Below are 25,697 nucleotides of genomic sequence, written 5' to 3'. Positions count from 1 at the left end.
ATCGGGCTGGAAGTATGGCGAGCGCCCTGGCCTGGCTCAAGTCCGGCGCTCGATTGGCTAGAATGCTGCCATTATTGTCCACATCCATCTTTCAGTCGGGCCGACAAACTTCGGCGAAGTCTTTACCATCTCGCCCCCAGCCAGATGCGTTAACAGGAGAGCATGCATGAGTCAGGTGTTGAATGAGTTGGTCGCCCTGCTGACCCTGGAAACCATCGAAGAGAATCTGTTTCGCGGGGTCAGCCAGGACCTCGGCTTTCGCCAATTGTATGGCGGTCAGGTGCTCGGTCAATGTGTATCGGCGGCCAGTCAGACGGTCGAGGCCGCGCGCCATGTGCATTCCATGCACGGCTACTTCCTGCGTCCCGGCGATGCCACCTTGCCGGTGGTGTATCAGGTCGAGCGCGTACGCGATGGCGGCAGTTTCAGCACGCGGCGGGTGACGGCGATCCAGAAGGGCAAGCCGATCTTTACCTGCAGCGCGTCGTTCCAGTTCGATGAAGAGGGCTTTCATCACCAGAACAGCATGCCGGACGTGCCGGGGCCCGAAGGCCTGAAATCGGAAACCGAGCTGGCGCGCCTGGTGGTGGATGCCTTGCCGGAGCGCATGCGGGAGCGCGCGGTAAGTGACAAACCGATCGAGATTCGCCCGGTCACCCTGAGCAACCCGTTTGCGCCCAAACCCAGCGAACCGGCCAAGCATGTGTGGTTTCGCGCCGCTGGCGAGCTGCCGGACGAGCCGCAACTGCACAAGCTGCTGCTGGCTTACGCCAGCGACTTCAACCTGCTGACCACCTCGATGCTGCCGCACGGCGTGTCGGTGTGGCAGAAGTTTATGCAGGTCGCCAGCCTCGACCACTCGCTATGGTTCCACGGCAACCTGCGTATGGACGACTGGCTGCTGTACAGCATGGACAGCCCCTGGGCCGGCAACGCCCGTGGTTTCTCCCGTGGCAGCATCTTCAACCGCCAGGGCCAGTTGGTTGCCTCGGTCGCCCAGGAGGGGCTGACCCGGGTCCGTGAGGACTGGAAATGAGCCGTGAGGATTGCAAGTGAGTCTGAGCGCTGCCCGCCATTGGGTGTTTGATATGGACGGCACCCTGACCCAGGCGGTGCATGATTTCGAGGCGATCAAACGGGCATTGGATATTCCGCTGGCGGACGACATTCTTGGTCATCTGGCGTCGCTGCCTGAGGCGGTGGCAGCGGCCAAACACGCCTGGCTGCTGGAGCATGAGCGCGAACTGGCGCTGACCGCCGAGCCGGCACCTGGGGCGATTGAGCTGGTGCGCGAGCTGCACGGGCGTGGCTGTCGCCTCGGTATTCTCACCCGCAATGCCCATGAACTGGCGCTGCTGACCTTGCGCGCCATCGGTCTGGATGACTGCTTTGCCGTGGTGGACGTGATCGGCCGTGACGAAGCACCGCCCAAGCCCGATCCGGGCGGGCTGCTGCATTTCGCCCGCACCTGGCAGGTGGCGCCGAGCGAGTTGGTGATGGTGAGCGATTACCGCTTTGACCTGGAGTGTGCCCGCGCTGCCGGCGCGCGCAGCGTGCTGGTCAACCTGGCGGAAAACCCCTGGCCGCAGTTGGCCGATCATTTCGCAGTGGATTGCCGGGCGTTGCAGCAGCTGTTGTAGGGGCAGGCGTTTTATCCATCCACCCATTGCACCCAGCGTGGATGGATGAAGCGTCATCCGTCCTACGCATTCCCCATTTTCAGTGGCAGCAGCCAGACTCCAGATCCTTGAGGATCGGGCAATCCGGGCGGTCATTGCCCTGGCAGCTGTCCATCAACTCCTTGAGGGTGTCGCGCAGGCCGCTGAGTTCGTTGATCTTCTGCTCCAACTCGGCGATATGCGCGGCGGCCAGGGCCTTCACATCGGCGCTGGCGCGTTGACGGTCCTGCCACAGGGCCAGCAGCTGGCTGACTTCGGCCAGGGAAAAGCCCAGGTCGCGTGAGCGCTTGATAAACGCCAGACGGTGCAGGTCCTGCTGGCTGTACTGGCGGTAGCCGCTGTCGCTGCGGCCGGCGGCGGGCAGCAGGTCGATGCTTTCGTAGTAGCGAATCATCTTCGCGCTCAGGCCGGTTTGCTTGGCGGCTTGGCCGATATTCATCAGGTTCTCCTACGGGTTATTTGTGTTGTGGCGGTTTCCAGGTTTTCAACAGCAAGGCATTGCTCACCACGCTGACGCTGCTTAGCGCCATGGCCGCACCCGCGAGCATCGGGTTAAGCAGGCCGGCAGCGGCCAACGGAATGCCGATCAGGTTATAGGCAAAGGCCCAGAACAGGTTCTGGCGGATCTTGTTGTAGGTACGCCGGCTGATATCCAGGGCGTCGGCCACCAGGCGCGGGTCGCCGCGCATCAGGGTGATGCCGGCGGCGTGCATGGCCACATCGGTGCCGCTGCCCATGGCGATGCCGACATCGGCCGCCGCCAGCGCAGGGGCATCGTTGATGCCGTCGCCGACCATGGCCACCACCGCGTGTTTTTTCAGCTCGCTGATGATCGCAGCCTTGTCCGCCGGCAGCACTTCGGCATGTGCCTCTGTGATGCTCAAGGCACCCGCTACCGCTTTGACGCTGCCAGGGTTGTCGCCGCTGATCAGGTGGTTGGCAATGCCTTGCGCGGTCAGCGCAGCGATGGCCTCGGCTGCGCCGGGTTTAAGTGTGTCGCCAAAGGCAAACAGACCGAGCACCTGCGGTTGCGGCGCCAACTCCAGCAGCCAGGACAGGGTACGGCCTTCGGCCTCCCAGGCCAGGGCGTCGATTGCCAGTTCGTCGTGGTGCAGAAAGTGTTCTTCCAGTAAGCGCTGGTTACCCAAGGCCAGCTGCCGCTCGCCGATTTGCCCGGCGATACCGCGCCCGGCCAGGGCCTTGCTGGCGCTGACTGCGGGTAGTTGCAAATGCTGTTCGCTGCAAACGTCCAACACCGCCTTGGCCAACGGATGTTCGCTGCCGCGCTGCAGGGCACCAGCCAGTTGCAGCAGTTGTGTGGTGTCGTCATCGACGGAACGCAGATGGGCAATACGCGGGCTGCCTGCGGTCAGGGTGCCGGTCTTGTCGAAGGCCACCAGGCTGACCGAATGGGCGACTTCAAGGGCTTCGGCGTCCTTGATCAGGATGCCATGGCGCGCCGCCACGCCAGTGCCAGCCATGATCGCCGTGGGGGTGGCCAGGCCGAGGGCACATGGGCAGGCGATCACCAGCACGGCCACAGCGTTGAGCAGTGCGCTTTCCAGCGTTGCGCCGAACAGCAGCCAGATCAGCAGGGTGGCCAGGGCGATCAGCAGCACGCTGGGGACAAAGACCTGGCTGACCTTGTCCACCAGCTTCTGGATCGGCGCTTTCGCTGCCTGGGCATCTTCGATCAGGCGAATTATCTGCGACAGCACGGTTTCCGTGCCGAGGGCGGTGGTTTCCACCAGCAGGCGACCTTCGCCGTTGATGGCTCCTGCGGTGACTCTATCGCCTGGTTGTTTGGGCTGTGGCAGGCTTTCACCGCTGATCAGTGCTTCGTCGGCGTGGCTCTGGCCTTCGCGCACCAGACCATCGACCGGGAAGCGTTCGCCGGGCTTGACCACGATGGCGTCGCCCAACTGCAGCTCCGCCAGCGCCACCCATTGTTCGATGCCGCCTTGTAGGCGCAGGGCGCGCTCCGGGCGCAGCGCTTGCAAGGCGCGGATGGCGCTGCTGGTCTGGCGTTTGGCGCGGCTTTCCAGGTATTTGCCGAGCAGGATCAGGGTGATGATCACCGCCGACGCTTCGAAATACAGGTGCGGCATGCTGCCGGCTGGGCTCACTGCCCACTGATACAGGCTCAGGCCATACGCGGCGCTGGTGCCGATGGCCACCAACTGATCCATATTCCCCGCGCGGGCACGCAGGGCGCTCCAGGCTGCGCGGTAGAAGCGCGCGCCGAAGATAAGTTGCACCGGTGTGGCCAAGGCGAATTGCAGCCAGGCCGGCAGCATCCAGTGCAGGCCGAAGGGTTCGACGAACATGGGAATCACCAGTGGCAGTGTCAGCAGCATGGCCACCAGCAGTGCCCAGCGTTCGCGCTGCAACGCTGTGCTTGGTGTGGTCTGATCTGCTTGTGAATCGCCAATGACGCTGGCGTGGTAGCCGGCGCGGCTGACGGCCTGTAGCAGCACCTGATGATCAGTGCCGCGCAGCACCTGCAGCTGCGCCCGCTCGCTGGCCAGGTTGACGCTAACCGAGAGCACGCCCGGCTGCTGCGTCAGGGCGCGTTCGATACGGCCCGCGCAACCGGCGCAGGTCATGCCGCCAAGGGCCAGCTCCAGGCGCTCGCTGGGCACGGCATAACCGGCGGCGCTGACAGCATTGACCAGCAGTTGCAGGCTGCCGCTAGGGGCTTCGACTCGGGCCTGTTCGCTGGCCAGGTTGACGCTGACTTGGGTGACCTCGGCCACCTTGGCCAGGGCGCGTTCGACCCGTCCGGCGCAGCTGGCGCAGGTCATGCCGGTAATTGGCAGATCGAAGTGGGTGAGGTTGGACATGCGCGATCCTCCAGAGCATTTCCCGACAGGATCAACCTTGCCACCTTGGTAAGGTCAAGTGCCAATGCATTCGTCGGTCATTGCGCTCATGCACCAGGCGATTTTTATGGCTTGACCTTCCCCCGTTGGCAAGGAGGACACTGTGCGCCTCTACTGACGATACAGGTGACAAGTGATGCAGGCAGCGAGCGTTCATACATTCCGGGTCGAAGGCATGACTTGCCAACATTGCGTCAAGACAGTGACCGAGGCTGTGCTGGCCCGTGATGCGGCGGCTAAGGTGACGGTGAAACTGCAGGGTGGCGAGGTGCGGGTCACTAGCAGCCTGTCCAGCGATGAGTTGATCGTCGCAATTGCCGAGGCGGGTTACGGGGCTGGCTTGGCCTGAGTCTGCCGGGGCTGTGCTGGCCAGTCGCGAATCAGCCCGCGAAAGCAGGCGTCGACCATCGGTGCGGTGTCGCTGAGCGGGTCGAACAGGTTGGGATCGCGCAACCAGTCGTGAAACAGCCCGACCAGCAGCGCATGCACGGCCCGCGCTGCCAGGCGCGGACTGAGCCCGCTTTGCAGGCGCGGCATGACCTGCGGGCTGTCGAACTGTTGCTCGCACAGCTCGATAAACAGGTTGATAAAGGCCTCGTGGCGTTCTTCGGCCTCGCGCAACTCTTCGGTGAACTCACAGCGGCGCAGCAGGATGGTGAAGATTCGCCGTTTCTGCGGGTTGTGCACCAGGTTGGTAATGGCATCGATGCACAGTTCACGCAGGGTCAGCAGCGGATCGTGCTCGGCGCAACCGTGCATGCGTTCGGCCAGTTGCTCGGGGGGCAGGCGCACCTGATTGAGCATGGCGTTGAACAAATGCGCCTTGTTGGCGAAGTGCCAATACACCGCACCGCGCGTCACCCCCGCTTGCCGGGCAATGTGCTCCAGGCTGGTGTGCGCCACGCCTTTTTCCAGAAACAGGGTTTCAGCGGCCTCAAGGATGGCGATGCGGGTTTTCTCGGCGTCTTCTTTGGTTCGGCGCATGGCAGCAGGCGGATTTCTGGCTAGGCTCAAGGCCGAAGTGTAATGAATTTAGGGGCAATGTTCTATTTACAAACACTTATGTATGTAACTAGCATTGCCGGTCTCACATGTTGCGCCTTGCGTGTTCTCGGAGACATTCATGCTTTTTGCCCGCCATCTGCCGGTCGCTGCCGGTTCCCTGTTGCTCGCTGTTTTGGCTTCCCCGCTGCATGCTGCCGATGCCCCGCCGGCCCCTGAGGTGGTGGTGGAAACCGTCAAGGCGGAGTCGCTTCCGCTGGAACTGGAGTATTCCGCGCGTACGGCGGGCTTTCGTGAGGTGCAGGTGCGCGCTCAGGTCAGCGGCATCCTGCAGGAGCGCACCTACCTGGAAGGCAGCCAGGTCAAGAAGGGCCAGGTGATGTTCCGCATCGACTCGCGCACCTACCAGGCGGCGTTGAGCCGGGCCAAGGGCGCGTTGGCGCAGGAGCAGGCGCGCTACCGGCAGACCGAGCGCGATCTCAAGCGCATCCGCGAGTTGCAGAAGAAGGGCTTTGCCAGCGAAAGCGAGCTGGACAACGCCGTCTCCAACTTCGAGCAAAGCAAAGCGAACATCCAGGCGGCCGAGGCCGAGGTGCAGTCCAAGCAGATCGACCTCGACTACACCACGGTGAAGGCGCCGATCTCCGGAATCACCAGCAAGGAAACCGTATCCGAAGGCAGCCTGGTGGTGGCTGGCGACCCCAATGCCAGCCTGCTGAGCAACATCACTCAGCTGGACCCGATCTACGTCAACTTTGCCGCCCCGGATTCCGATGTGGAAAGCGTGCGCAGCGGCCTGCAAAACGGCAGCCTGATGCTGCCTGAAGACGGCAAGATGAGTGTGCAGATCAAGCTCGGTGACGGCAGCCTCTACCCGCTGGAAGGCAAGGTCGATTTCACCGACAGCCTGGTTGACCGTGGCACCGGCACCGTCAGCGCTCGCGCCGTGGTGCCCAACCCGGATCAGAAGTTGCTGCCGGGCCAGTTTGTGCGTGTGCAGGTCAAGGGCTTGAGCATTCCCAACGCCATGACCCTGCCGGAGCGTGCGATTGCTCAGGGGCCGGGCGGCACCTTCGTCTACGTGGTGGATGAGGGCGGCGTGGCGCGCATGCGTCAGGTCACCACCGGGCATACGGCCAAGGGCCGTTGGGTGATTGTCTCCGGGATCAGTGCCGGTGATCGGGTAATCGTCGAGGGCCTGCCCAAAGTGCGCCCGGACACGCCGGTAAAAGTTGCCGCCCCAGCCGCCAGTCAATCCTAAGGAGCGCCTCCGGTGATCTCACGCTTCTTTATCGACCGCCCGGTATTTGCCGCGGTCATTTCGATCATCATCGTGCTGGCGGGCCTGATGGCCATGCGCACGCTGCCGATTGCCCAGTACCCACAGATCCTGCCACCCCAGGTGTCGGTCAGCGCCAGCTATGCCGGTGCCAGCGCCCAGGTGATTGCCGAAACCGTAGCCGCGCCGTTGGAGCAGTCGATCAACGGCGTGGAAGGGATGATCTACCAGCAGTCCAACTCCGGCGGTAACGTGATGAGCCTGTCGGTGTACTTCGAGGTGGGGCGTGACCCCGACCAGGCCACCATCGACGTCAACAACCGCGTGCAGGCCGCACTGGCCAAGCTGCCGGAAGAAGTGCGGCGCCAGGGCGTCAAGGTGCAGAAGAAGTCCTCGGACATTCTTCAGGTGGTCACCCTGTACTCGCCGGATGGTTCGCGCGACCCGGTGTATATCAGTAACTACGCGCTGATCAACGTGATCGACGAACTCAAGCGTTTGCCAGGCGTGGGCGATGTCAGCCAGTTCGGTTCGAAAGACTATTCCATGCGCATCTGGCTGCGCCCGGACAAGCTGGCGCAGTACAACCTGACGCCCAGCGATGTGGTCAGTTCGATCCGTGAACAGAACTCGCAGTTTGCCGCAGGCAGCTTTGGCCAGCAGCCGCTCAAGCAGGAGCAGGACTTCACCTACACGGTCACCACTCAGGGCCGCTTCACCGACCCGAAAGAGTTCGAAAACGTGATTCTGCGTACCGATGAAACCGGTGCCAGCCTGTTGCTCAAGGACGTCGCGCGGATCGAGTTGGGGGCGCAGGACTACTCGCTGATGACCTCGCTCAACGGTCAGCAGAACGCCGCCTTCGGCGTGTACCTGCAGCCCGGTGCGAATGCTCTGGATACCGCTGCGGCCGTGAGCAAGACGTTGGAGCGGCTGTCGCAGAACTTCCCCAGCGGCATGACTTACAAGGTGCCGTATGACACCACCAAATTCGTCCAGGTCTCGATCACGGAGGTGATCCACACCTTCTTCGAAGCCCTGGTGCTGGTGGTGCTGGTGGTATTCATCTTCCTGCAGAACTGGCGCGCCACGCTGATTCCGGTGCTGGCCATTCCGGTTTCGCTGGTCGGCACCTTCGCCGGGATGTACATGCTCGGTTTCTCCATCAACCTGCTGACCTTGTTCGGCATGGTGCTGGCCATCGGCATCGTGGTGGACGATGCAATTGTGGTGATCGAGAACGTCGAGCGGGTGATGGCCACCGACAAGATCGGCCCGCGTGAGGCGACCATCAAGGCCATGGAAGAAGTCACCGGGCCGATCGTCGCCATCGTACTGGTGCTCTGCGCGGTGTTCGTGCCCGTGGGCTTCCTCGGCGGCCTGGCCGGGGAGATGTATAAACAGTTCGCCATCACCATTGCCGTGTCGGTGGTGATCTCCGGCATCGTCGCCCTGACCTTGAGCCCGGCCCTCTGCGCTTTGCTGCTCAAGCCCGGGCACCACGAGCCGGCGGCGCCGTTCCGTGCCTTCAACCGGGTTTTCGATAAATTCACCAGCGGCTACACCGCCGGCGTGCGCTTCTTCCTCAAGCGTTCAGCGGTCGGCCTGCTGCTGTTCGGCGCGATGATTGCGGTGATGGTGCTGCTGTTCAACCGCGTACCCAGCTCCCTGGTGCCCAGTGAAGACCAGGGCTATGTGATCAACGCCTACTTCCTGCCGCCAGCGGCCTCGCTGACCCGCACCGAGAAGCTGACCGGTGACGTGACCCAGCAACTGATGAAGCATCCGGCGGTGCAGGATGTGGTGACCTTTGCCGGTTTCGACGTGCTGACCTTCGGTACCCGCAGCAACGCCGGGGTGTCGTTCGTGCCGCTGAAAGACTGGAGCGAGCGCACCACGCCGGAGTTGGATGCACGTAACCTCACGGGCCAGTTCATGGGCATGGGCGCTGCGCAGAAGGATGGCGTGGTGCTCAGCTTCAACCCACCGCCGATCACTGGCATGAGCACCACGGGTGGTTTTGAGGGCTTTATTCAGGACCGCAGTGGCGGCACCACGGCGCAGTTGGCGAGCAAAGTTCAGGCCTTCCTCGCCGCCGCCGCGAAACGTCCGGAGCTGGCGGGGGTGCAGAGCACCTTCAGCGCCAACGTGCCGCAGTACTTTATCAACCTGGACCGCACCAAAGCGCGTGCCCTTGGCGTGCCGGTGAACGATGTGTTCACCGCCATGCAGGCCACCTTCGGCAGTTATTACGTCAACGATTTCAGCCTGTATGGGCGCACCTTCCAGGTCAGCCTGCAGGCCGAAGCGGAGTTCCGCAGCAAGCCGGAAGACCTGTCTCAGGTCTATGTGCGCGCCGCCAGTGGTGAGTTGGTGTCGCTGGCCAGCCTGGTCAAGGTCGAACGCATTCTCGGGCCGGACACCTATGCCCGCTTCAACGTCTACCCGGCGGCGAAGATCCTTGGCGGGCCGGCACCCGGCTACAGCTCCGGTCAGGCCCTGACTGCGATTCAGCAGGTGGCGGAGGAAGTGCTGGGCAGTGATTACAGCATCGGCTGGACCGGCTCGGCCTTCCAGGAAGTGGCCTCGCAAGGTTCGGGCAGCAGTGCCTTTATCTTCGGCCTGATCATGGTGTTCCTGATCCTCGCCGCGCAGTACGAGCGTTGGACCCTGCCGTTGGCGGTGGTCACCGCCGTGCCGTTTGCGGTGTTCGGGGCGATCCTTGCGGTGTGGCTGCGTGGCATCGAAAACGATCTGTACTTCCAGGTCGGTCTGGTCACCCTGATCGGTCTGGCGGCGAAGAACGCCATCCTCATCGTCGAGTTCGCCGTGCTCTGTCGCCAGCAAGGCATGGGCATTTTCGAGTCGGCACTGGAGGCGGCGCGCCTGCGCTTCCGTCCGATCATCATGACCTCGCTGGCCTTTATCCTGGGGGTTGTGCCGTTGGCGATCAGCTCCGGTGCCGGTTCGGCCAGTCGTCACTCGATTGGTACCGGGGTGATCGGCGGCATGCTGGCAGCGACCTTCCTGGCGATCTTCATGATTCCGATGTTCTACCTGCTGGTGGAGTCGCTGGCGGCCAAACTCGGCAAAGGCCGCAAACAGGCCGACCACGCGGCTTGATCTCTGCCCTTTGACGGGCGTGCCGCGCGAGCCCCGACCAGGTGTCGGGCTCGCGCGGCCAAGCCGTGAGTCGCCGCGTGCATGCACGGGCACACAGGGCTCTGCTGTTCTGACCTATCTGGATACCCATGCCTTTACGAATTCTGTTGATCCTCGGCGCCCTGAGCGCCTTTGCGCCGTTGGCGATCGATTTCTACCTGCCGAGCTTTCCTACCCTGGCGCGGGTGTTTGCCACGGATGTCGAGCATGTGCAGCTGTCGCTGGCGGCCTACTTTGTTGGCCTGGCCATCGGCCAACTGGCGTACGGTCCGCTGGCTGATCGCTTTGGTCGGCGTAAACCGCTGTTGGTCGGCGTCACGCTGTTCAGCCTGGCGTCCTTGGCCTGCGCCCTGTCGCCGAGCCTGGAATGGCTGATTGCTGCGCGCTTTGTCCAGGCGCTGGGCGGCTGCGCCGGGATGGTGATTTCGCGGGCCGTGGTGCGTGATCTGTGTGACCCGATCCGCTCGGCCAAGGTGTTTTCCCAACTGATGCTGGTGATGGGCCTGGCGCCGATTCTCGCGCCGCTGGGCGGTGGGCTGCTGCTCAGCACCCTGGGCTGGCCATCGATCTTTATCAGCCTGACGCTGTTCAGCTTTGTCTGCCTGCTGGCAGTGGCCCTGTGGCTGCCGGAAACCCTGGCCAAGGATGCGCCGCCAGCGCCCCTGCGCGGCGCATTGGGTGAGTACAAACGCTTGTTGGCTGATTTGCCGTTTCTCGGATATGCCCTGACGGGCGGTTGCGCGATTGCCGGGATGTTTGCCTATATCGCCGGTTCACCCTTCGTATTCATCGAGTTGTACGGCATACCGGCTGAGCATTACGGCTGGTTGTTCGGCAGCAATGCCCTGGGCTTTATTCTGGTGGCGCAGCTCAATGCCTGGCTGGTAGCGCGGCACGGCCCGGCGTACTGGCTGGGCAAGACCGTGTGGTTTTACCTGGCCTGTGGCCTGGCTCTGCTGCTGGTGGCGTTGGCCAAGCCACAGGCCTTGTGGCCGCTGCTGATTCCGCTGTTTGGCTGCATTGCCAGCCTGGGCATCCTGCTGCCCAATGCCTCGGCGTGCGCCATGGCCGGGCAGGGCAGCCATGCCGGCAGTGCCTCGGCGCTGCTGGGGAGCCTGCAGTTCGTCATCGCCGCCAGTGCTGCAGCCATGGTTGGTGTGTTGCATGACGGCACGGCCTGGCCGGTTGCGGTGGTGATTTTCAGCTGCGGCCTGCTGGTGGTGGGCTTCTCTCTGTTCACCCGTTGGGCCGAAGCTGCCGCCAAGGGTTAGCCAGCCGCGCGCTGGCCTACTGTCGGCAGCACATGCGGGGCGTTGAGGCGTGCCTGCAGGGTGCTGACAAACTGGTGTGCCTCGTTCTCACTGCGAAAGGTGACACTCTGCTTGCCCAGACAGACCTGCCAGCCGCGACCGGCGGCGGTTTTTACCGGTTTGATCATGACGTCCATAGCCAATCTCCTCTGCAAGAGCAGGCAGTCTAGTCGCTCACTATGAACTTTCATTGACCTGTAACAATTCAATGACGGCTGCCGCGCCGTTGGTCTGATCAGCTCACCGTGGCGGCACTGAACTGCACGGCCAGGCCGGCCAGGCGGGTGAATTCGGTGACCAGGGCAATGTCGGCGGCGCTCGGGCGTGTCGGTTGCGGGTAGTAGATGCCAAAGGTGCCCAGCACCTGGCCGCTGTCATCCTTGAACGGCAGCGACCAGCAGGCGCGCAGGCCCGCATGCAGTGCCAGTGCTTGGTAATTTTTCCAGTAGGGATGTCGGCTGAGGTCTTCGGCGATCACCAGTTCGCCACTGCTGGCAGCATGCCCGCAGGAACCGACCTCCAGCTCGGCCGGGATGCCATCGATGGCCTGGCTGTAGGTTTCCGGCAGGCTCGGCGCAGCACCGATATGCAGACGCTGATGTTCGTCGAGCAGCATGATGGAGACGCGCATCTGCGGTTGCAGGCTTTCCAGGCGACGGGTGATGCCGGCCAGGATGCTGTGCAGCGGGTGCAGCCCCAGCAGTTCATCGAGTACGGCGTTGCGCGCCTGTTGCAGTTGTTGCGCCTGGTGGCGCTCATGCACATCGCGCAGGCTGCCGTGCAGGCCCTGTTCCAGCGGACTGAAGTTGAGCTGCAGCTCGACCCTGCGCACCTGGCCGCCGCGCGTCAACAGTTGACACTCCAGACGCAGGTTGTCCAGTTCGCCCTTGTGTAGCGCCTGCAGTTGCTGGTTCAGCGGTACCTGACCCAGCTCCGGCATAAAGCGCTGCAGTGGACTGCCCAGGCTTTCATGGATGGGGTAGCCACTGACCTGCTCCCAGGCAGGGTTGAGGAAGCTCAGTTGGTCAGCCGCATTAGTGATAAAAATCGCGTCGCCCAGGTGCTCCACCAGCGAGCGGTAGCGGGTCTCGCTGACCTGCAGTTCGTTGTCGATTTTCTTCTGTTCGGTCAGGTCGATATCGATGCAGTACAGTTCCAGCTGATCGAGGCTGTTGCGCAGCATCAGGTGGCTGGAATAGACCCAGACCAGACTACCGTCCTTGCGCTGCAACTGGATTTCCGCCGCTGGTATGGGCTGCCCACCCAGCTGCCACTGGGTGATGCCACTGATGACCTTGCTGCGTGCCTGGGGTGGCACGATCAGTTCTTCCAGGCGGCGTCCCATGACCTCATGCACGGCATAGCCATAGAGTTGGGTGCTGGCCTGGTTCCAGTAGATCACCCGACGCTCGCGGTCGTAGCCCTGCACGGCAATGCGCGGGGTCTGTTCGAACAGCTGGCGAAAGCGCTGTTCACTCTCGCGCAGGGCACTTTCATCGCGTTTCTGCGTACTGATGTTCTGCACGGTGCCGAGGATCTTGCCGCTGCTGTCGAATTCACCGCGCAACATCAGCCAGGTGCTCTGTGGCTGATTGGGCTGCAGCAGGCGGGCGCTGACACTCAGGCTGGTTTGCTCCTGCAACAGGGCCTGCATGGCACGCTGGACAGCTGCGCGTTCGGCTGGATGCAACCAGCTCAGCAGTTGTTCCAGGCTGCTCTGCGCATCATCTGCGCTGCGTCCAAGCAGGCTCAGGGCCTCCGGGCTCCAGTGAAAGCCATCGAAGTATTCCCAGCTGCCGAGTGCGGCATTGCGCTGGGCCTGTTTGAGCAGCTGGCTGCTGTGCGTGAGTTCGGCCAGCAACTGGCTCTGCGCCTGGCGGTCACGGTAGCTGACGAGAAAGATCAGCCCGGTACTGAGCAGCACAAACACAAGGCCTTTGATGGTTTGTAGCTCAGTCAGCAACGTTTCGTTTTTGATCAGCGCATACAGCAGGTAATCGCTGCCAAGGATCCACAGTGTGCTGAACAGGATATATACGCCGGCCAGGCGCAGTGAGCCTTGAAGATCGGGTCGCATCCCTTACCGCCAATGGCTAAATAAATCGAGGAGATTGGGGCCAGCACACTGCAGCAGGCGCTGCTGTGAGTCTAGCTGGCCCTTGGTCTAATGCAGGCCGCGCAGTGAAAAAGCTGCGCGTCAAACGCAGCTCTGGCGGAGCGTTAGCAGGTAGTTTTTCAACAACCTGTTAGAACCCTTCGAGAACGATCTTGCCCTTGGCGGTACCGCTCTCCAGCAGGGCATGGGCGCGGCGCAGGTTGGCCGCGTTGATGCTGCCGAAATGCTCACCCAGGGTGGTGCGCAGGGTGCCGGCATCCACCAGTTCAGCGACCCGATCCAGCAGATGATGCTGCTCGATCATGTCGGCGGTTTCGAACAGCGAGCGGGTAAACATCAGCTCCCAGTGCAGCGACAGGCTTTTGCGTTTGAGCTGCATAATGTCCAGTGGCTGCTCCGGGTCATCGATCAGTGCCAGACGACCTTGCGGCGCCAGGGCTTCGACCAGTTGGGCGAAGTGCTGGTCGGTCTGGGTCAGGCTGGCGACGTGGGTCACCTGATCGATACCAATGCGTTTCAGCTCTTCACTCAGCGGCTGGCGATGGTCGATTACATGGTGGGCGCCCAGTTCGCGAACCCAGGCCTGGGTTTCCGCACGCGAGGCAGTGCCGATCACGGTCAGGCCAGTGAGCTGACGGGCCAGTTGCACCAGCACCGAACCGACGCCACCGGCAGCACCGACGATCAGCAGGCTCTGGCCCTGATCGGCGTTATCCTGGGGTATCTGCAAACGCTCGAATAGCAGTTCCCAGGCGGTGATCGCGGTCAGCGGCAGGGCAGCGGCTTCGGCAAAAGGCAGGCTGTTGGGCATGTGCCCGACGATGCGCTCATCCACCACGTGCAGTTCGCTGTTGGCCCCGGCACGGTTGATCGCTCCGGCGTAATACACCCGGTCGCCGGGCTGGAACAGGCTGACCTCGCTGCCCACCGCCTTGACGATGCCGCTGGCATCCCAGCCCAGCACCTTGGCGTCACCATCGGATGGGGCGACATTGCGGCGGATCTTGGTGTCCACCGGGTTGACCGAAATGGCCTTGACCTCAACCAGCAGGTCGCGCGGGCCGGGCGTTGGCGTCGGCAGTTCGACATCCAGCAGCGCGTCAGCGTGGTCGGCGGGCAGGGACTGGTAATAGGCGACAGCTTTCATAAAGGGCTCCTTAGACAATGCGTTGCATCAGTTGATGATCGACCTGTTCCAGCAGGTTGCCGCAGGTTTCGCCGAAGTGCAGAAAGTGCGCGGTCTGCTGGTGCGCGCTGAGTGCGGCGGCGTCTTGCCACTGCTCAACCATGATGAAGCGGTTGGGCTGCTGTTGATGGCGGTGCAGGTTGTATTGCAGGCAACCGGCTTCGGCCTGGCTGGGCGGCACCAGTTGGCGCAGACCGGCTTCAACCGCCTCGGCATGACCGGGGAGGGCAGTGATGGTGGCAATCAAGGTCAATGGCGTGGTCATGATGGACTCCGGTTCAAGTGCTGCCATGCTCGGTTATTTGATTGACGAGAAAAACCGGCGGCTACTAGAGTCTCTTTCAATATTTTTTTGATAATGAGTCGCCATGCTGCGTTTCGATGACCTGCAGTTGTTTGTCACCACCGCTGACTTGGGCAACCTGTCGGCGGCCGCGCGGCGCCTGGATATTTCCCCGGCGGTGGCCAGCGCTGCGCTCAAACGCCTGGAGCAGCAGCTGGAAGCGCGGCTGTTCAGCCGCTCCACACGCAGCCTGCGCCTGACCCCCGAGGGCGAGCTGTTTCTCGGCCATGCGCGCCTGGCCTTGCAGAGTCTGGATGACGGCCGGCAGCAGCTGGCCGGTAGCAAGGTTGGTATCAGCGGGCCGTTGCAGCTCTCTGCGCCGTCGGATTTCGGCCGCAATACCTTGCTGCCCTGGCTGGATGAATTTCATCAGGCGCATCCGCAGGTGCAGCTGCGTCTGCTGCTCGGTGATCGCGTGGCCGATCTGTTTCGCGAGCCGGTGGACATCGCCCTGCGCTACGGCGCACCGGAGGACTCCAGCCTGGTCGCCTTGCCGGTGGCCGCGTCCAACCGCCGCGTGCTGTGCGCCGCACCGCAGTACCTGCAACGGTATGGCACGCCGCAAACGGTCGATGAGCTGAGCGAACACAACTGCCTGCTCTATATGCTCGGCGGGCGACTGCATGACCGCTGGCGCTTCAGCGATGGCAAGCGCGAGCAGGGCATCAACGTCAAAGGCGACCGGGTCAGTGACGATGCCGACGTGGTGCGGCGCTGGGCAGTCAGCGGTGCCGGGCTGGTCTACAAATCCTGGCTGGATGTGGCCGGCGATGTGCGTGCTGGGCGACTCCAGGTGCTGCTACCTGAGCTGCGCGGTGAGCCGACGCCGCTCAACCTGATCTGCGCGCACCGCGCACAACTGAGCAAACCGGTGCTCTTGCTACGTGAGTTCGTGCAACTTCGCTGCGCGGAGTTGTTGGCGCAAGCACCGTGGCCGAACTAAGATTGCCGCCAGCGCGCTGCGGCAATCCATCGCAGTGCGGCTTTGTCACATGCGCCCCGGAGCAATGCTAGAGTCGCGCCCCATGAAAATGCCCCGTACTGATCGTCGCCTGCTGGCCTGGATGCTGTATTTCAGCGTTCTGTTCAGTGCGTTCGCCTGCAGTATCGGTCACGGCCAGATGGCCGGTCTGCAGCTCAGCGGGCTTGGCAGCCAGTACTGCTCCTTCGAGGGCAACTTCGGTGCCGGTGCCGATCTGGAAGGCTCCGGTGTGGTGGTGCCCAATCCAGCCACTGGTTCCGGCTGCTCCCTGAGTTCCACCTTCAGCGCGATCATCCTGGCGGCGTTGTTCGGTCTGCTGGGCCTGCTGGCGCCCAGTCGCGCGCCCCTGCTGACGTCCTTCTTCTCCCTGCGACCCGTTCGCTACCTCTGGCCCTCGGCCAATCCCCGCGCGTCCCCTGCTCTGGTTTGAGTTGTTCTCGTGGCCACGTCATGGCCAGCGTGCATTACCTGAACGCAGATAAAAATTGCGCTTATCGGTGCCTGAGGCCTTGTCCAGGTGGCACCCGATAAACCGAAATTGGGGAAGTCCATGGGTTATACATCTGTCCGTGCAGGCGTTTTTCGCCGTGCGCAACAATGCCTGCAAACACCGCTGAACAGCGGCCGGCGCACCTCGTTGATGAGCCTGCGAGGAGCTGGGGATGAATAAAGTCTCGTTCTACAACCTGGCCTGGCGCTGGCATTTCTATGCCGGGCTGTTTGTGATTCCGTTTCTGATCCTGCTCTCGGTCACCGGCATCATCTACCTGTTCAAGCCGCAACTTGACCAGTTGATGTATGCCGAGCTGCTGCAGGTCACGCCTGCCGAGCAGGCCATCTCGGCGGATCAGCAGCTGGCGTTGGTGCGCCAGGCGTATCCGCAGGCGAGCATCAGCCAGTACCTGCCGCCGCTGAACGCCGAGCGCAGTGCGCAGTTTGTCCTGGAGGCTGAGGGCCAGAGCCTGAATGTGTTTGTTGACCCCTACAGCGCCAGGATTCTTGGCAGCCAGGATGCGCAGCTCAATCTGCAGGCCATCGCCCGCCAGCTGCACGGTGATCTGATGGTCGGCACCCTGGGCGATCGGCTGATCGAGCTGGCCGCCGGTTGGGGCATTGTGCTGGTGGTGTCTGGCCTCTACCTGTGGTGGCCGCGCGGGCGTTCCGGTGCGGGCGTGCTGTGGCCAAGGTTGAGTGCCCGTGGGCGGTTGTTGTGGCGTGACTTGCATGCGGTCACCGGGTTCTGGGGCTCGCTGCTGTTGCTGTTTATGCTGCTCACCGGCATGACCTGGACCGGCTTCTGGGGCGCCCAGTTTGCCGGTGCCTGGAACCACTTCCCGGCGGCGATGTGGGACGACGTACCGCAGTCCGGAAAGCTCGCTGGCAGCCTCAACACCAGCAGTCAGCAGACCGTGGCCTGGGCGGTGGAAACCACGCCGCTGCCGGCTTCCGATCCACATGCTGCGCATAACGGCCATGCCACTGCCGAGACGCCTGCCGCCCCGGCCAACCTGCTGCAGTACGTGGTCGACACCGCGGCCGAGCGTGGCGTACAGCCGGGTTACAGCATCACCCTGCCGAAAGGTGAAACCGGGGTCTACAGCATCGCCCTGTTCGCCGCCGACCCGCGTAACGACGCCACTCTGCATATCGATCAGTACAGCGGTGCAGTGCTCGCCGACGTGCGCTGGAAGGATTACGGCGTGGTGGCGAAAACCGTGGAAACCGGGGTCATGCTGCATGAGGGCAAGCTGTTCGGCCTGGCCAACCAGTTGCTGATGCTCGCGGTCTGCCTGCTGGTACTGCTGAGCGCGATCAGCGGCCTGATTATGTGGTGGCAGCGCCGGCCGAGCGGCAAGCTCGGCGTACCGCCACTGCGCCACGACCTGCCACGCTGGAAAGCCGCGATTGTGATCATGGGCCTGCTGGGCGCGGCTTTCCCGCTGGTGGGCGCTTCCCTGTTGCTGATCTGGGCGTTGGACTGGCTGCTGCTCTCGCGCCTGCCCGGGCAGCGTTTGGCCAACGGCTGAATGGATTAACCGGCGCGGGCTTGGCCCGCGCCAAGGCTTCGCGTTACAACACGTGTTATGGACAGTCAGTCCACCTTTGGAGAAATACCATGCTGCTGAAAAAGACCCTGCTGATTGCCGCTCTGCTGAGCCCGAGCCTGTTCGCCAGCGCCCACGAATACACCGCTGGTGAGCTGCATATCGAACATCCCTGGTCGCGGGAAATGCCGGCCGTAGCACCCACCGCTGCAGCCTACTTCGTGGTGCACAACAAGGGCAGCGAAGCCGACCGCCTGCTCAGTGCCAGCACCCCGGTGGCGGGCAAGGCCGAGTTGCACGAGCATATTCACGCCGATGGCCTGATGAAGATGCAGCAGGTGCAGAACGTGGCCATTCCTGCCGGTGGTGAAGTGAAGTTCGAGCCCATGGGCTACCACGTCATGCTGTTCAACCTGAAGCAGCAGGCCAAGGATGGTGAGCGCTTCCCGCTCACCCTGACCTTCGAGAAGGCCGGCAAGGTCGACGTGGAAATTGCCGTACACAAGGATGCGCCTGCCGGTGAGAAATCCCATGGCGAAGGCCACGCGCACTGATCTGTACGCCCAGCCCCGCTGCGTTGTAGCGGGGTTGCTGTTGTTCGGTGATGTTCACCCTCATTGATTTGCATCAGCCGTCCTGTTCAGGCCGTTAGTCATACTCGGCGCAGGATTCTTGAGTTGTCGTGATGCCTCACAATCGCTCCCTCACCGCCGATTACCGCGCGAGCTGGCTGGCCCTGTTGGCCATGCTATTGCTCAGTGTCGGGCCGTTGCTGTCGCAGCTCACTGCGCCGGCTGAACCGGCCTGGCTGACGGAGTTGGCCTGCGGGGAGCATGCCGGTAGCCATAACAACCCGCTGGATCACGACGCGCTGTGGGCCAAGTGCGGTTATTGCACCCTGTTGCTCAACAGCCCAGCCACTGGCTGTGTCAGCCCGACCCTGGCGCTGGCCGCCGCGATACCCGCTGACCGGCATGCCGCGCCCGTGCGCAGTGGCGTTGCCCGCTCAGCTATTTTCCCTGGTTCGCGCAGCCGCGCACCGCCTGCCTATTCCTGATCGCCATTGCCCTGTTGCCTGTGCTGGTGCCGTTGAGCGGTACCGGCCACTCCCTGGTTCTGTCTCGATTCTGGAATACCTATGTCTACTCGTTCGCTTTTGATCAGCGCTGCACCTTTTCGACTGGCGCCGCTGTGCGTCGGCCTGCTGTTGGCCACTCAGGCGCATGCCGCGCAAACCACCGAACACGACCCGGAGCAGCATGCGCTGCAATTGCCGCCCTCGGTCGTCACCGCCGTGCAGCAAAGCTCGCCGCTGACCGTGGTGGCCGACCCCAAGGATCCGCGCCAGCCGGTGCCGGCCAGTGATGCAGCGGATTATCTGAAGACCATCCCCGGTTTCTCCGCGATTCGCAGCGGCGGCAGCAACAGTGATCCGGTGCTGCGCGGCATGTTCGGCTCGCGCCTGTTGCTGCTCACCGACGGCGGGCAGATGCTCGGTGCCTGCCCCGGGCGGATGGATGCACCCAGCTCCTATATCTCGCCGGAAACCTTTGACCTGCTGACCGTGAGCAAAGGCCCGCAAACGGTGATCTGGGGCCCAGGTGCCTCGGCTGGTGTTGTGCGTTTCGACCGTGAGCCGGAGCGTTTCGGTGAGCTGGGCGCGCGTCTGCATGCCAGCGTGCTGGCGGGCTCCAACGGCCGTTTCGACCAGACCCTGGATGGCGCTGTGGGCGGCGAGCAGGGCTACCTGCGGGTGACCGGTAACCGCTCGCACTCGGACGATTACGACAACGGTAACGGCGACACCATCCCCTCGCGCTGGGATAAGTGGAACGGTGACGTGGCCCTGGGTTGGACGCCGGATGCCGACACCCTTATCGAACTCACCGCCGGCCGTGGTGATGGCGAAGCACGCTATGGCGGCCGCAGCATGGACGGTACCCAGTTCCAGCGTGAAAGCCTGGGCCTGCGCGTGGAGCGCAGCAACCTCGGTGGTGTGCTGGATAAGGTCGAGGCCAAGGTTTACTACAACTACGCCGACCACATCATGGACAACTTCCGCCTGCGCATGCCCGATCCAAACAGCATGATGCCTGGCCCGATGGCCGCGCAGGTTGATCGCCGTACCTTGGGCGCGCGCCTTGCCGCCACCTGGAAGTGGCAGGATGTCGAGCTGATCACCGGCGTCGATGCACAGCGCAGCGAACACCGCCAGCGCGTTTCCGACGGCGGCATGATGGGCATGCCCTATGTCGATGCTGATCGCTTCCCGTGGGACAAGGACGCGCTGATGCACAACTACGGCGCGTTCGCCGAGGCCACCTGGAGCCTGGCCGAGCATGATCGGCTGGTCTCCGGTGCGCGGGTGGATCGTGCCTCGGCCAAGGACTACCGGCAGAGTTTTCGCAGCATGATGGGTATGCCGCGGCCCAACCCAACGGCAGGTGAGACGCGCGCCGATACATTGCCGAGCGGCTTTGTGCGCTACGAGCACGACCTGTCCGGCTCGCCGACCACCGTCTATGCCGGTATCGGCCATGTGCAGCGTTTCCCTGACTACTGGGAGCTGTTTTCCGCCGGGCTCAATGGCCCGGCTGGCGCAGACAACGCCTTCGACGGCATTCAGCCGGAGAAGACCACCCAGCTTGATGTCGGCATTCAGTACAAGGGTGACGCCCTGCAGGCCTGGGCCTCGGCTTATGTCGGCCAGGTGCGTGACTACATTCTGTTCGACTATCGCGGTATGAGCACCCAGGCCGACAACGTCGATGCGCGCATCATGGGCGGCGAGTTGGGTGTGGCGTATGACCTGACGAGCAACTGGAAAACCGATGCCACCCTGGCCTATGCCTGGGGCAAGAACAGCAGTGACGGCGAAGCGCTGCCGCAGATGCCGCCGCTGGAAGCACGCCTGGGCCTGACCTATCAGCGTGATGACTGGAGCGTCGGCGCGCTGTGGCGAGTGGTCGATGGCCAGGGCCGCATCGCAGATGGACGCGGCAATGTGGTGGGGCAGGACTTCGACAACAGCGCCGGCTTCGGCGTGTTCTCGCTCAATGGCGCCTACCGCGTCAGCGAGCAGGTCAAGCTCAGCGCCGGTGTGGATAACCTGCTCGACAAGCAATACGCCGAGCACCTCAACCTGGGCGGTGATGCCGGTTTCGGCTTCCCGGCCGAAACCCGTATCGACGAGCCCGGCCGCACGTTGTGGGCCAAGGTCGATTTCGACTTCTGATGTGTCCTGTCGTAGGAGGGGCTTTAGCCGCGAGCTTTTTGACTCGCGGCTAAAGCCCCTCCCACATCCGCGCGATGAATTTTTGCGGGCTAATACAGCCTTAAGGTTCAAGCGCGAAAGTAGATCCCGCAGACACACAACTTCCCCTGCATCACGAGGACTTCATCATGCGCAAACTGCTTCTGTTGTCTCTGGTTCTGGCCAGCCCACTGACCTTCGCCGCCACCCAATGCACCACCGCCGACAAGGCGCAGTGGCAGGATCAGGACAAGTTCCAGGCTGACCTCAAAGCCCAGGGCTACGAGATCAAGAAGTTCAAAGTTACCGGCGGCAACTGCTACGAAATCTACGGCTTCAACAAAGAAGGTAAGAAGGTCGAAATCTACTTCGATCCAGTTACTGGCAAGGCCATCAAAGGCGGCGTTGAAGGCTGATGAACACTGCCACCACACGCCTGTGGGACCCGCTGGTCAGGCTGTTCCACTGGTCTCTGGCGAGCGCTTTCCTGGCCAATTACTTCTTCACCGAAGAGGGCGAGAACTGGCACCGCTGGTTCGGTTACTACGCCGTGGCCTGGTTGGCGATTCGCCTGGTGTGGGGTTTTATCGGTACACCGGCAGCGCGCTGGGCGGACTTCTGGCCGACCCGGGCGCGCCTGGCCGAACACCTACGGGCATTATTCAGCGGGCGTGATTACCACCGCATGGGGCATTCCCCGCTGGGCGGCCTGGTGATGATCGGCATGATGCTGCTGATGCTCGGCCTGGGCGTGACCGGCTTTCTGATGGAGGAGGTCGATTACTTCTGGGGCGCTGATCTGCCGTTGCAGATCCATGAATTCTGCGCCGATGGGCTGATGGCCCTGGTGGGCCTGCACATCGCAGCGGCGCTGTTTGAAAGCTACCGCCTGAAAGAAAACCTGCCGCTGTCGATGGTCACCGGCAAGCGGCGCAAGCTGGATCACTAAGGTTTATATCTGTCGCGGCTAAAGCCCCTCCCACAGAGTGTATGCGCTGTGGGAGGCGCTTTAGCGGCGACTTTCAGCCTCAGACCAATCGTGCATCCAGGCTGTTCTGCGCCAGGCGCTTGGCCTGTTCCTGGGTCATGTTCAGGCTATCATACAGAGCCGCGAAGTTCTCAGTGACGTAGCCGCCAAAGTAGGCCGGGTCGTCCGAGTTCACCGTCACCTTCACCCCGCGTTCGAGCATCTGCAGGATGTTGTGCTGGCGCATGTCATCGAACACGCAGAGCTTGGTATTGGACAGCGGGCAGACAGTCAGCGGGATCTGCTCATCGATGATGCGCTGCATCAGGCGCTCGTCTTCGATGGCGCGCACGCCGTGGTCGATGCGCTCGATCTTCAACAGGTCCAGGGCTTCCCAGATGTACTCGGGCGGGCCTTCCTCGCCCGCATGGGCGACGGCCAGATAGCCCTCGCTGCGCGCCTTGTCGAACACCCGCTGGAACTTGCTCGGCGGGTGGCCCATCTCCGAGCTGTCCAGGCCGACGGCAATAAACGCATCGCGAAACGGCATGGCCTGCTCCAGGGTCTTGAACGCTTCTTCCTCGGACAGATGGCGCAGAAAGCTCAGGATCAGGCCGTGGCTGATGCCCAGTTGTTTCTCGCCATCGACCAGCGCCTGCTTGATCCCGCGCAGCACCACCTCGAAGGGAATGCCACGGTCGGTGTGGGTCTGCGGGTCGAAGAACGGCTCGGTGTGGATGACGTTCTGCGCCTTGCACTTTTGCAGGTAGGCCCAGGTCAGGTCGTAAAAGTCCTGCTCGGTGCGCAGTACATCGGCACCGGCGTAATACAGGTCGAGAAATTCCTGCAGGTTGTTGAAGGCATAAGCGCTGCGCAGCGCTTCAACGTCATTCCAGGGTAGTTTGATCTTGTTGCGCTCGGCCAGGGCAAACAGCAACTCGGGCTCCAGCGAGCCCTCAATGTGCAGGTGCAGTTCGGCCTTGGGCAGGGCATTGAGCCAGTCGTACATGGTCAGATCTCGTTATCAGGCGGGGTCGCGACAAAGTTTAACCGCTAGGACAGGATTTCGCCGAATCGGTAGGGCGATGCGCTACTTGTGGGAGGGGCTTTAGCAGCGACTGGCTCTACAGCGGTTGCAACGCAATGCGTCCACGGCTTATATCCGCCAGCAGCCGTTGCAGTTCGGCAGCGCGGGGTGCGGGGAGGGCCAGTTGCAATTCGGCTCCGGTGGCGTCGTAGCTTTCGTTCTCCAGCAGGCAGTCGAGTTCCGCCAAGCGCGCCTTGAGCAGCGGCAGTTCGGCAAACAGGCAGTGGCAGCGATAGGACTCGCGGGCGATCAGCTCGCGGCGCGGGGCGCTTTGCAGACACTTATTGGCGCTGCCGCCATAAGCGCGTGCCAGGCCACCGGTGCCGAGCTGGATGCCGCCGTAAAAGCGGACTACCAGCACCGCCACCTGGTCCATCACCTGGGCTTCGATGGCAGCGAGGATTGGCCGGCCTGCGGTGCCGCCGGGTTCGCCGTCGTCACTGAAACGGTATTGCGCCCCTACCTTCCAGGCCCAGCAGTTATGGCTGGCGCTGGCATCGCTGTGCGCGGTGATAAATGCCTGCGCCTCGGCCGCGCTGGCAACCGGCGCGGCGAGGGCGATAAAGCGGCTTTTGCGAATTTCCTCGCGGTACTCGCAAGGGCCGAGCAGGGTGAAGGGCATCAGGCGTCTTTGGTTGGCGGGGTCAGGCCGCAGCCCTTGAGGATGATGGCGATCAGCTGGTCGGCGGCTTCTTCGTAATCGGCTTTCACCAGGCGCGAGCGGCCGGTGACGCGGCAGATCTGCGAAGCAAAGTCTGCGTAATGCTGGGTGCTGCCCCACAGCAGGAAGATCAGGTGCACCGGGTCCACAGGGTCCATCTTGCCGGCCGCACTCCAGGCGGAAAACACCGCAGCGCGGCCACGGAACCAGGCCTGGTAATCCTGATTGAGCATCTGTGAAAGGTGCTCGCCACCGCTGATCACTTCCATGGCGTAGATGCGCGAAGCTTTCGGGTGGCGGCGGGAGAATTCCATCTTGGCGCGGATATACGCAGCCAGCGCGGTGGCTGGGTCGTCGTCGACAGTCAGGTTGTTGAAGGTGTTGTCCCACAGCTCAAGGATGTTCACCAGCACCGCCTGATACAGCCCCAGCTTGTTGCTGAAGTAGTAGTGCAGGTTGGCCTTGGGCAGGCCAACGTTCTGCGCGATGGTGTTCATGCTGGTGCCTTTGAAGCCGTGGCGGGCGAACTCTTCCTCGGCGGCCTTGATGATCGCCTCTTCGTTTTTCTGCCGAATCCGGCCGGCAGGTTTGTTGGTCGGATCGGCTCGGTGCGCAAGTACTTCAACAGTCATGGGCGGTTCCGCAGGGGTCAGGTTTTCGGACGCCTGCACTGATACCCCAGCGCCGCCGAGGTGACAAGCGCAAGGGGCGGAAAAAGCGTTACAAGCCCTATTTAAGCGAGCTTTGCACCGTCCTTGTGCGTATTTGGCGCTGTTCTGATCCGGGTCTCAGGCCTCGGCCAGAGCTTGCAGAAAGCTCTCCAGCACCAGATGCGGGCGGCGGCCCTTGCGCGTCACCGAGGCCAGGCTGATGTCGTAGAAGCGGCTGGCCGGCTTGAGTACGCGCAGGCGGCCCTGCTGCACCCAGGCCTGAGCGTAGTGGTCGGGCAGGTAGCCGATATAGCGCCCGGTGAGGATCAGAAAGGCCATGCCTTCGCGGTCCGAGGCGCTGGCGGTGCAGTTGAGTGCCTGGTAGTGGCTCTGCACTTCGGGCGGCAGGCGGAAGGTCGGGGCGATGGCCTCCTGAGCGTTCAGCCGCGCGTCTTCCAGTTGCTGATCATCGACATAGAACAGCGGGTGGCCGACCGCGCAGTAGAGCAGCGAACGCTCGTCGTACAGCGCCTGGTAGTCCAGCCCGGACAACGCCACGGTCTGCGGCACCACGCCGATATGCAGGCGGCCGTCGAGTACGCCTTGCTCAACCTCGCTGGGCGGTGTCATGCGGATGTGGATATGCACGTCCGGGCCACGCTCTTTCAGGCGCGCTAGGGCGTTGGTGATGCGCATATGCGGCACCGTTACCAGGTTGTCGGTCAGGCCGATATTCAGTTCGCCGCGTAGGTGCTGGTGCAGGCCGTTGACCTCAGTGCGAAAACTCTCAAGCGCCGCCAGCAGCTGCTGGGTGCTCTGGTACACCTCACGGCCTTCTTCGGTCAGGGCAAAGCCGGCGCGGCCGCGCTGGCACAGACGCAGGCCGAGGCGTTGTTCCAGGTCGCTCATCTGTTGGCTGATTGCCGAGCGGCCAATCCCCAGGGCGCTTTCGGCGGCGGAGAAACCACCACATTCCACCACGCTGCGAAACAGCTTGAGCAGGCGAATATCAAAGTCACTGACCTGGGCCAGCGGGTCGGGGCGGCGGGTGCTCATTGTTTAGTAACCAGTTAACTAAAGATATGAAGAGTCA

At 62.8% G+C, this 25,697-nt stretch carries 25 protein-coding genes; 14 read left to right on the top strand and 11 right to left on the bottom strand.

The window, feature by feature from the left end; genetic code table 11:
- Positions 1–166: 166 nt before the first annotated feature.
- Positions 167–1,036: an acyl-CoA thioesterase II gene (tesB, locus tag IOD17_RS14905; protein WP_233685852.1), complete on the top strand. Its 870-nt coding sequence runs from the start codon at positions 167–169 to the stop codon at positions 1,034–1,036.
- 16 nt (positions 1,037–1,052) lie between these two features.
- Positions 1,053–1,640 carry an HAD family hydrolase gene (locus tag IOD17_RS14900; RefSeq protein WP_233685851.1) on the top strand — a complete coding sequence of 196 codons (588 nt, stop codon included), beginning with the start codon at positions 1,053–1,055 and terminating at the stop codon, positions 1,638–1,640.
- Between the two features lie 79 nt (positions 1,641–1,719).
- Here IOD17_RS14900 and cueR read toward each other — a convergent pair whose 3' ends face one another.
- Entirely contained in the window at positions 1,720–2,118 is a 399-nt protein-coding gene (gene cueR / locus IOD17_RS14895; RefSeq protein ID WP_233685850.1) for a Cu(I)-responsive transcriptional regulator, read from the bottom strand.
- A gap of 16 nt (positions 2,119–2,134) precedes the next feature.
- On the bottom strand, positions 2,135–4,522 hold the full coding sequence (locus IOD17_RS14890; RefSeq protein WP_233685849.1) for a heavy metal translocating P-type ATPase: 2,388 nt from the start codon (positions 4,520–4,522) through the stop codon (positions 2,135–2,137).
- Positions 4,523–4,736: 214 nt separating this feature from the next.
- Between IOD17_RS14890 and IOD17_RS14885 the strand changes: the two genes are divergently transcribed.
- The gene (locus IOD17_RS14885; RefSeq protein ID WP_233685848.1) at positions 4,737–4,910 is read left to right on the top strand and encodes a heavy-metal-associated domain-containing protein; all 174 of its coding nucleotides are present in this window, start codon (positions 4,737–4,739) and stop codon (positions 4,908–4,910) included.
- Here IOD17_RS14885 and IOD17_RS14880 read toward each other — a convergent pair.
- Entirely contained in the window at positions 4,889–5,545 is a 657-nt protein-coding gene (locus IOD17_RS14880) for a TetR family transcriptional regulator (RefSeq protein ID WP_233685847.1), read from the bottom strand. The genes IOD17_RS14885 and IOD17_RS14880 overlap by 22 nt on opposite strands.
- Before the next feature lie 139 nt (positions 5,546–5,684).
- Here IOD17_RS14880 and IOD17_RS14875 point away from each other — a divergent pair, with 139 nt between their 5' ends.
- The 3 genes from IOD17_RS14875 to IOD17_RS14865 all read left to right on the top strand — a co-directional run bounded on the left by IOD17_RS14875 (position 5,685) and on the right by IOD17_RS14865 (position 11,275).
- Positions 5,685–6,824, top strand: a complete 1,140-nt coding sequence (locus IOD17_RS14875) for an efflux RND transporter periplasmic adaptor subunit (protein WP_233685846.1) — start codon at positions 5,685–5,687, stop codon at positions 6,822–6,824.
- 12 nt (positions 6,825–6,836) lie between these two features.
- Positions 6,837–9,965: an efflux RND transporter permease subunit gene (locus IOD17_RS14870; protein ID WP_325175672.1), complete on the top strand. Its 3,129-nt coding sequence runs from the start codon at positions 6,837–6,839 to the stop codon at positions 9,963–9,965.
- Between the two features lie 128 nt (positions 9,966–10,093).
- Positions 10,094–11,275 (top strand): multidrug effflux MFS transporter, encoded by a 1,182-nt coding sequence (locus IOD17_RS14865; protein ID WP_233685845.1) that lies wholly within the window; start codon positions 10,094–10,096, stop codon positions 11,273–11,275.
- Here the strand turns inward: IOD17_RS14865 and IOD17_RS14860 are convergent.
- From IOD17_RS14860 to IOD17_RS14845, 4 genes are all read right to left on the bottom strand, one after another.
- Positions 11,272–11,451, bottom strand: coding sequence for a hypothetical protein (locus tag IOD17_RS14860; RefSeq protein ID WP_233685844.1), 180 nt, complete (start codon positions 11,449–11,451; stop codon positions 11,272–11,274). The genes IOD17_RS14865 and IOD17_RS14860 overlap by 4 nt on opposite strands.
- 98 nt (positions 11,452–11,549) lie before the next feature.
- Positions 11,550–13,391, bottom strand: a complete 1,842-nt coding sequence (locus IOD17_RS14855; protein WP_233685843.1) for a PAS domain S-box protein — start codon at positions 13,389–13,391, stop codon at positions 11,550–11,552.
- A gap of 169 nt (positions 13,392–13,560) precedes the next feature.
- The gene (locus tag IOD17_RS14850; protein WP_233685842.1) at positions 13,561–14,577 is read right to left on the bottom strand and encodes a zinc-binding alcohol dehydrogenase family protein; all 1,017 of its coding nucleotides are present in this window, start codon (positions 14,575–14,577) and stop codon (positions 13,561–13,563) included.
- 10 nt (positions 14,578–14,587) lie between these two features.
- Entirely contained in the window at positions 14,588–14,881 is a 294-nt protein-coding gene (locus IOD17_RS14845; protein WP_233685841.1) for a putative quinol monooxygenase, read from the bottom strand.
- Between the two features lie 103 nt (positions 14,882–14,984).
- On the opposite strand from IOD17_RS14845, the gene IOD17_RS14840 reads away from it, so the two are divergent.
- The 8 genes from IOD17_RS14840 (at position 14,985) to IOD17_RS14805 (ending at position 22,188) form a co-directional block, all read left to right on the top strand.
- Entirely contained in the window at positions 14,985–15,902 is a 918-nt protein-coding gene (locus IOD17_RS14840; protein ID WP_233685840.1) for a LysR family transcriptional regulator, read from the top strand.
- An 82-nt stretch (positions 15,903–15,984) separates the two neighbouring features.
- Positions 15,985–16,371 (top strand): DUF2946 domain-containing protein, encoded by a 387-nt coding sequence (locus tag IOD17_RS14835; RefSeq protein ID WP_233685839.1) that lies wholly within the window; start codon positions 15,985–15,987, stop codon positions 16,369–16,371.
- A 232-nt stretch (positions 16,372–16,603) separates the two neighbouring features.
- Entirely contained in the window at positions 16,604–17,968 is a 1,365-nt protein-coding gene (locus IOD17_RS14830) for a PepSY-associated TM helix domain-containing protein (RefSeq protein WP_233685838.1), read from the top strand.
- Between the two features lie 89 nt (positions 17,969–18,057).
- Positions 18,058–18,540, top strand: coding sequence for a copper chaperone PCu(A)C (locus IOD17_RS14825; protein ID WP_233685837.1), 483 nt, complete (start codon positions 18,058–18,060; stop codon positions 18,538–18,540).
- A gap of 131 nt (positions 18,541–18,671) precedes the next feature.
- Positions 18,672–19,043 (top strand): DUF2946 family protein, encoded by a 372-nt coding sequence (locus IOD17_RS14820; RefSeq protein WP_233685836.1) that lies wholly within the window; start codon positions 18,672–18,674, stop codon positions 19,041–19,043.
- Positions 19,044–19,124: 81 nt separating this feature from the next.
- Positions 19,125–21,221: a TonB-dependent copper receptor gene (locus IOD17_RS14815; protein WP_233685835.1), complete on the top strand. Its 2,097-nt coding sequence runs from the start codon at positions 19,125–19,127 to the stop codon at positions 21,219–21,221.
- 167 nt (positions 21,222–21,388) lie between these two features.
- On the top strand, positions 21,389–21,655 hold the full coding sequence (locus tag IOD17_RS14810) for a PepSY domain-containing protein (RefSeq protein ID WP_233685834.1): 267 nt from the start codon (positions 21,389–21,391) through the stop codon (positions 21,653–21,655).
- Entirely contained in the window at positions 21,655–22,188 is a 534-nt protein-coding gene (locus IOD17_RS14805; RefSeq protein ID WP_233685833.1) for a cytochrome b/b6 domain-containing protein, read from the top strand. Before IOD17_RS14810 ends, IOD17_RS14805 begins: the two co-directional genes overlap by 1 nt.
- A gap of 79 nt (positions 22,189–22,267) precedes the next feature.
- Here the strand turns inward: IOD17_RS14805 and IOD17_RS14800 are convergent, their stop codons facing one another.
- The 4 genes from IOD17_RS14800 to IOD17_RS14785 all read right to left on the bottom strand — a co-directional run bounded on the left by IOD17_RS14800 (position 22,268) and on the right by IOD17_RS14785 (position 25,660).
- A complete protein-coding gene (locus tag IOD17_RS14800; RefSeq protein ID WP_233685832.1) occupies positions 22,268–23,215 on the bottom strand; it encodes an adenosine deaminase in 948 nt (315 codons plus the stop codon).
- Between the two features lie 115 nt (positions 23,216–23,330).
- On the bottom strand, positions 23,331–23,915 hold the full coding sequence (locus tag IOD17_RS14795) for an IMPACT family protein (RefSeq protein ID WP_233685831.1): 585 nt from the start codon (positions 23,913–23,915) through the stop codon (positions 23,331–23,333).
- A complete protein-coding gene (locus IOD17_RS14790; protein ID WP_233685830.1) occupies positions 23,915–24,586 on the bottom strand; it encodes a TetR/AcrR family transcriptional regulator in 672 nt (223 codons plus the stop codon). The genes IOD17_RS14795 and IOD17_RS14790 overlap by 1 nt, the downstream gene beginning before the upstream one ends.
- Positions 24,587–24,742: 156 nt before the next feature.
- A complete protein-coding gene (locus IOD17_RS14785; protein WP_233685829.1) occupies positions 24,743–25,660 on the bottom strand; it encodes a LysR family transcriptional regulator in 918 nt (305 codons plus the stop codon).
- Positions 25,661–25,697 lie beyond the last annotated feature (37 nt).

The organism is Pseudomonas anguilliseptica, assembly GCF_021375795.1.
Classification (GTDB): Bacteria; Pseudomonadota; Gammaproteobacteria; order Pseudomonadales; family Pseudomonadaceae; genus Aquipseudomonas; species Aquipseudomonas anguilliseptica_A.
The sequence above is the reverse complement of the archived record's forward strand: the minus strand, read 5'-3'. Positions and strand labels throughout refer to the sequence as shown.